Source organism: Gemmobacter sp., assembly GCF_046292685.1.
Lineage (GTDB): Bacteria > Pseudomonadota > Alphaproteobacteria > Rhodobacterales > Rhodobacteraceae > Wagnerdoeblera.
Window position 1 is genome coordinate 1 of record NZ_JBKBQM010000087.1, and the last position, 6,540, is coordinate 6,540.

Sequence of the window (6,540 nt, forward strand, 5' to 3'; positions counted from 1 at the left end):
GCCCGCCGCGCGCGCGGCACGCCGCGCATTGCCGGCCGGTTGCTGCGCCGGGTGGTGGATTTCGCGCTGGTCGAAGGCGACGGGCGCCTGACCCATGCCATTGCCGACCGCGCGCTGAGCCGGCTGGGGGTGGACGATCTGGGCCTGGACGGGGCCGACCGGCGCTATCTGCTGTTGCTGGCGGAAAATTACGGCGGTGGCCCGGTGGGGGTGGAAACCATCGCCGCCGCGCTGTCGGAAAGCCGCGATGCCATCGAGGAGGTGATCGAGCCTTTCCTGTTGCAGCAGGGGCTGTTGCAGCGCACGCCGCGCGGGCGGATGCTGGCGGCGCGGGCCTGGCGCCACCTGGGCCTGGCCGCGCCGCGTCTGCCGGGGCAGGCCGACCTGTTCGATGGCTAGGGCCGGGCGGGCCGGCCTGGCGGCGGGGGGCGCGGTGCTGGCGCTGGCCGGCCCGGCGCAGGCCTGCGCGCTGGCGCTGGTGCTGGCGATGGATGTCTCGGCCTCGGTCGATGCGGCGGAATACCGGCTGCAGGTCGAAGGCACCGCGGCCGCGCTGCGGGCGCCTGCGGTGCAGGCGGCGGTGCTGGCCCACGGCCCGGTGGCGGTGGCGGCGACGCAATGGGCAGGCGTTGGCGAGCAGGCGCAGGTCGCGGGGTGGCGGGTGCTGGCGACCCCGGCCGATGTCGCGGCGCTGGCGGCCGAGGTGGCGGGCTTGCCGCGCCCGGTCTGGGGCGGGCGCACCGCCACCGCCGGGGCGCTGGCCCATGCCGCCGGGCTGTTCGCCGCCATGCCGGGGTGCGCGCGTCAGGTGATCGACCTGTCGACCGACGATACCGCCAACGAAGGCGGCGATCCGGGGGCGCTTGCGCTGGGGCCGGTGGCGGTGAACGCGCTGGCCGTGGGCGGCGATCTGCCGCTGGATCACGGCGCGCGGGCCGAGGAAGGCGGCGCGCTGAGCCGGTGGCTGGCGGCGCGGGTGATCCGCGGCCCGGGGGCCTTTGTGGAATCGGCCGACGACTGGCGCGATTTCGCCGCCGCGATGGAGCGCAAGCTGCTGCGCGAGGTGCTGGGGCAGGCGGTGGCCGGGCTGGCGGTGGCGCAGGAAAAGTGATGGCGCGCGGGGGGATCGGGGTTTTCGTTGCCCGAAGGCTGGCCTACCATCCGCCGCGACGGGACGGGGGAACACCAGGATGGATGCGTTCGGCAAGGCCCAGGGCGGGCGGATCGAGGATCGGCGGTTTCTGACCGGGCAAGGGCGCTATGTCGATGACATCGCCCCGGCGGGCGCGCTGGTCGCGGCGTTTTTCCGCGCGCCGGTGGCGCATGCGCGCATCGCGGCGCTGGATGTGTCGGGCGCGCGGGAGGTGGCGGGGGTGCGCGCGGTGTTCACCGCCGCCGATCTGGAGGCGGCAGGGGTGAAGCTGGGCATGCGCGGCGCCACCGTGCGCGGCCCCGACGGGCGCGCGGGGGCGGCGCCCGAGCGCCCGGTGCTGGCGCGCGGCACGGTGCGGTTCGTCGGCGAGCCGGTGGCCTGCGTGGTGGCCGAGACGCTGGCCGCGGCGCGCGACGGGGTGGAGGCGATTGCGGCCGAGTTCGAGGACTTGCCGGTCAAGCTGGACCTGGCCCCCGGCGGCCCGGTGCTGCACGCCGAGGCGCCCGACAACATCGCCTACCGCTACGAGCTGGGCGATGCGCCGGCGGTGGCGGCGGCGCTGGCGGGTTCGGCGCACCGGGTGCAGGTGCGGGTCGAGGACAGCCGCATCATCGTCGCCAGCATGGAGCCGCGCGGCGCCTTTGCCGAATGGCAGGACGGGCGGCTGCATCTGTGCGTGAACGGGCAGGGCGTGTGGAACCAGAAGGGCCAGCTGGCCGCGCAGCTGGACCTTGCCCCCGACCGCATCCGCGTGACCAACCCCGACGTGGGCGGCGGCTTCGGGATGAAGGCGATGGCCTATCCCGAATATGTGGTGCTGGCCCATGCCGCCCGCGCGCTGGGGGCCCCGGTGCGCTGGATCGCCGACCGTTCGGAATCGATGCTGACCGACAACGCGGGGCGCGACCTCGTGTCGGAGGTGGAGCTGGGCTTCGACGCCGATTTCCGCATCACCGCCTATCGCGTCAACACCTTGTCAAACCTTGGGGCCTACAACTCGCAATTCGGGCAACCCATCCAGTCGGAGCTGTTTTCCAAGGTGATGACCGGGCTTTACGACATTCAGGCGGCGCATCTGGCGGTGCAGGGGGTCTATACCAACACCACCCAGGTCGATGCCTATCGCGGGGCCGGCCGGCCCGAGGCGATCTGCGCGCTGGAATCGGCGATGGACCATGCCGCGCGCGTGCTGGGGGTGGACAGGTTCGAGTTGCGCCGGCGCAACTTCGTGCGCGCCTTTCCCTATCGCACCGTGGCGGGCGAGCTTTACGATGTGGGCGATTTTCCCCGCGTGCTGGCGGGGCTGGCCGCGCGGGCCGACGTGGCGGGCTTTGCCGCGCGGCGGGCGGCCAGCGAGGCGCGGGGGATGCTGCGCGGCATGGGGCTGAGCTGCTATATCGAGGCCATCCTCGGCGCCCCCGACGAGGCGGCGCAGGTCGATTTCCACGCCGATGGCACCGTGTCGCTGCGCGTGGGCACGCAAAGCAACGGCCAGGGGCACGAAACGGTCTATGCCCGGTTCCTGTCGTCGGAAACCGGGATCCCGGTCGAGGCGATCCGCGTGGTGCAAGGCGACAGCGACTTGATTCCCACCGGGGGCGGCACGGGCGGGTCGCGCTCGGTCACGGTGCAGACGCATGCGACGCGGGCGACGGTGGCGCAGATGGTGGCGGCCTACGGCGCGTTTCTCGCGCCCGAACTGGGCGGCGATCCGGCGTTTCAGGAAGGCGCCTTTCGCGTGCCGGGCAGCAACCGCGCGGTCACCTTCCTCGAAGCGGCGGCGATGGCGCGCGCGGCCGGGCGCAGCGACCTGTTGCAGATGCGGGCCGAGGCGCGGCTGCCGGCCCGTTCCTACCCCAACGGCGCGCATCTGGCCGAAGTCGAGATCGACCCGGAAACCGGCGCCATCCGGCTGGACCGCTATGTCATCGTGGACGATTTCGGCACGCTGCTGGCGCCCGACCTGGTGCTGGGGCAGGTGCATGGCGGCGTGGTGCAAGGCGCGGGCCAGGTGCTGCTGGAACAGGTGGCCTACAGCGCGCAAGGCCAGCCGCTGACCGGCAGCTTCATGGACTATGCGCTGCCGCGCGCCACGGACATGCCGTTCTTCCGCATCGCCTTCGAGCCGGTGCCCTCCACCGCCAACACCCTGGGCATGAAAGGCTGCGGCGAGGCAGGCACGGTGGGCGCGATGGCAGCGGTGGCGAACGCGGTGCGCGATGCGCTGGCCACGCGCGGCGTGGCCTGGGCCGACATGCCCTTTACCCCGGCGCGGGTCTGGGCGGCGCTGAACGACGCGCGGTCATGATCCGGGTCGAGGATATCCTCGACTGGCTGGACCGCCCCGAACTGCGGGCCAGCACCCCCGAACCGGCCCCGGGCCGCGGCCCGGCCACCCATGTCGTCATCCTCGACGGCACCATGTCCTCGCTGGAGGAAGGGCACCAGACCAACGCCGGCCTGACCTTCCGGCTGCTGGACGAGGCGCGGCGCTCGGCGCGGCTGTCGGTCTATTACGAGCCGGGGCTGCAATGGCAAGGCTGGCAGCACATGCTGGATGTGGCGGCCGGCCGCGGCATCAACCGCCAGATCCGCCGCGCCTATGGCTGGCTGGCCAGCCGATACCGCCCGGGCGACCGCATCTTCCTGTTCGGCTATTCGCGCGGGGCTTACGCGGTGCGCTCGCTGGCCGGGCTGGTGGACCGCATGGGCCTCTTGCGCCGCGAGGAGGCGACCGAGCGCGCGGTGCTGCTGCTCTATCGCCACTACCAGACCAACCCCGACAGCCCGGCGGCGCGGCGGCTGGTGCGCCGGCTGTGCCATGCCGAAGCCCAGATCGAGATGGTGGGCGTCTGGGACACGGTCAAGGCGCTGGGGCTGCAATTGCCGGTGCTGTGGAAGTTCACCGAGGTGCCGCACCGCTTTCACAACCACCATCTGGGCCGCGCCATCCGCCGCGGCTTTCATGCCCTCGCGCTGGACGAAACCCGCACCGTGTTCGAACCCGTGCTGTGGGACAGCCTGCCGGGCTGGGAAGGCCATGTCGAACAGGTCTGGTTCCGCGGCGCGCATGGCGATGTGGGCGGCATGATCGGCGGCTACCTGCCCGCGCGGCCCCTGGCCAACATCCCGCTGGTCTGGATGCTGGACCGTGCCGCCGACTGCGGCCTGCCCTTGCCCCCGGGCTGGCGCGACCGCTTTCCCTGCGACCCGCAGGCACCGATGGTGGGCACCTGGCGCGCCTGGGGCAAGCTGTTCCTGCGCCGCCGGCGCCGGGTCGTCGGGCGCGACCCCTCCGAACGGATGCATCCCACGGTGCGCCTGCGCGCACAAGCCGGCCCGGCCCCCGCGGCGCCGCGCTCGGCTGCTTCACCTTGACCGAAATATCCCGGGGGAATCGCCCCGCAGGGGCGATGGGGGCAGCGCCCCCTGCCGCCGCCGGGGCCTGTGCGCGCCGCTTGCCCTTTGGCGCGCCAGCGGCTACCCCGGCGCGCGACCCTGCCCGAGACGGAGCCTGCCGCCGATGACCGCCGCCGCCCGCCCGCGCCTGTTCGCCCGGCTCTGGGCCGATTACCTGCACCGCTGGCGCTGGCGCATGGCGCTGGCCTTCGTGTTCCTGCTGATCGACGGGTCCACCCTGGCCGCGCTGAGCTGGATGCTGGAGCCGCTGTTCGACCGGGTCTTCGTAGCCGGCGATGCCGATGCGATCTGGTGGGTGGGGGGCGCCATCTTCGGGCTGTTCGCGCTGCGGGCGGTGACGGCGGTGGTGTCCAAGACGCTGCTGACGGCGATTTCGCTGCGCTCGGCGGCGCAGATGCAGGTCGATCTGCTGCGCCGGCTGCTGGTGCTGGACATGCGGTTCTACCACGACAACCCGCCCGGCGCGCTGATCGAGCGGGTGCAGGGCGACACGCTGGCGGTGCAGGGCGTGTGGCAGGTGATGGTCATGGGCATCGGGCGCGATACCATCGCGCTGGTGGCGCTGTTCGCGGTGGCGGTCGCCATCGACCCGGTCTGGACGGCGGCGGCGCTGCTGGGGGCGCCCTTGCTGATTATGCCCACCGTGGCGGTGCAGCGCTATGTGCGGCGCAAGACGGCCGTGGTGCGCGAACAGTCCGGCGAACGGGCGACGCGGCTGGACGAGGTGTTTCACGGCATCGCCACCGTCAAGCTGAACCGGATGGAGGCCTGGCAGGCCGCGCGCTTCGGCGCCATCGTCGAAGGGCTGGTCAAGGGGCAGGTGCGCATGGCCTTCGGCCAGTCGTTCATACCGGGGCTGATCGACCTGGTGACGGGGCTGGGGTTCTTTCTGGTGCTGCTGCTGGCGGGCGAGCAGATCATCTCGGGCCAGCGGTCGCTGGGCGAGTTCATGTCGTTCTTCACGGCGATGAGCCTGGCGTTCCAGCCCTTGCGGCGGCTGGGGGCGCTGGCGGGCACCTGGCAGGTGGCGGCGGCCTCGCTGGAGCGGATCTATGCCTTTCTGGATCTGCGCCCGGCGGTGGTGGCGCCGGCGCGGCCGGCGGCGCTGCCCTCGGGGACCGAGGTGCGCTTTGCCGATGTGCGCCTGTCCTATGGCGCGGCCGAGGTGCTGCGCGGGGTCAGCTTCACCGCCGAGGCCGGCCGGCGCACCGCGATCGTGGGGCCTTCGGGGGCGGGAAAATCCACGCTGTTCCATCTGGTCACACGGCTGGTCGATCCGACCTCGGGGACGGTAACCTTGGGCGGCGTGCCGGTGGCGGCGCTGGACCCGGAGGCCTTGCGCGGGCAGGTGGCGGTGGTCAGCCAGGACGCCTGGCTGTTCGACGAGACCTTGCGCGACAATCTGCTGATGGGGCGGACCGATGTGTCGGACGCGGCCTTGCGCGCCGCGCTGGAGGCGGCGAATGCGGCCGAGTTCGTCGACCGCCTGCCGCAAGGGCTGGAAACCCGCGCGGGCCCGCGCGGGTCGGCGCTGTCGGGCGGGCAGCGCCAGCGCATTGCCATTGCGCGGGCGGTGTTGCGCGATGCGCCGGTGCTGTTGCTGGACGAGGCCACCAGCGCGCTGGATGCCGCATCGGAGCGGCTGGTGAGCGAGGCGCTGGCGCGGTTGTCGGCAGGGCGCACGACGCTGGTGATCGCGCATCGGCTGTCCACGGTGCAGGACGCCGACCACATCGTGGTGCTGGATCAGGGCCGGGTGGTGGACGAAGGGCGGCACGATGCATTGCTGGCCCGCGGCGGGCTTTATGCCGCCTTGTGCCGGGGGCAGTTCGCGGAACCCCGAGGGTAGCGGGCGCGGTGCCGGGGCAGGGGGGCGCGGTGCGGGGGCATCGAGCCCCCTGCCGCGCCGCGGGGCCTGCCCCGCGCCCCGCCGGAGGGGTTTTCCACCCCTCCGGGCCTCCGATCGG

Annotated in this window: 5 protein-coding genes; all 5 read left to right on the forward strand. The window is 73.0% G+C overall.

The window, feature by feature from the left end; translation table 11 throughout:
• On the forward strand, positions 1–399 hold a 399-nt coding region (locus ACK4S2_RS15385), incomplete at its 5' end, for a Holliday junction DNA helicase RuvB C-terminal domain-containing protein (RefSeq protein ID WP_409626358.1).
• Entirely contained in the window at positions 392–1,111 is a 720-nt protein-coding gene (locus ACK4S2_RS15390; protein WP_409626360.1) for a DUF1194 domain-containing protein, read from the forward strand. The genes ACK4S2_RS15385 and ACK4S2_RS15390, both read left to right, overlap by 8 nt.
• A 79-nt stretch (positions 1,112–1,190) precedes the next feature.
• Entirely contained in the window at positions 1,191–3,461 is a 2,271-nt protein-coding gene (locus ACK4S2_RS15395; protein WP_409626363.1) for a xanthine dehydrogenase family protein molybdopterin-binding subunit, read from the forward strand.
• A complete protein-coding gene (locus tag ACK4S2_RS15400; protein ID WP_409626366.1) occupies positions 3,458–4,531 on the forward strand; it encodes a DUF2235 domain-containing protein in 1,074 nt (357 codons plus the stop codon). The genes ACK4S2_RS15395 and ACK4S2_RS15400 overlap by 4 nt, the downstream gene beginning before the upstream one ends.
• 145 nt (positions 4,532–4,676) lie before the next feature.
• Positions 4,677–6,422 (forward strand): ABC transporter ATP-binding protein, encoded by a 1,746-nt coding sequence (locus tag ACK4S2_RS15405; protein WP_409626369.1) that lies wholly within the window; start codon positions 4,677–4,679, stop codon positions 6,420–6,422.
• Positions 6,423–6,540 lie beyond the last annotated feature (118 nt).

Bases quoted from the DNA above. Each gene is read 5' to 3' on its own strand.
- ACK4S2_RS15395 (WP_409626363.1), top strand. From the start codon at position 1,191: ATGGATGCGTTCGGCAAGGCCCAGGGCGGGCGGATCGAGGATCGGCGG.
- ACK4S2_RS15400 (WP_409626366.1), top strand. From the start codon at position 3,458: ATGATCCGGGTCGAGGATATCCTCGACTGGCTGGACCGCCCCGAACTG.
- ACK4S2_RS15390 (WP_409626360.1), top strand. From the start codon at position 392: ATGGCTAGGGCCGGGCGGGCCGGCCTGGCGGCGGGGGGCGCGGTGCTG.
- ACK4S2_RS15405 (WP_409626369.1), top strand. From the start codon at position 4,677: ATGACCGCCGCCGCCCGCCCGCGCCTGTTCGCCCGGCTCTGGGCCGAT.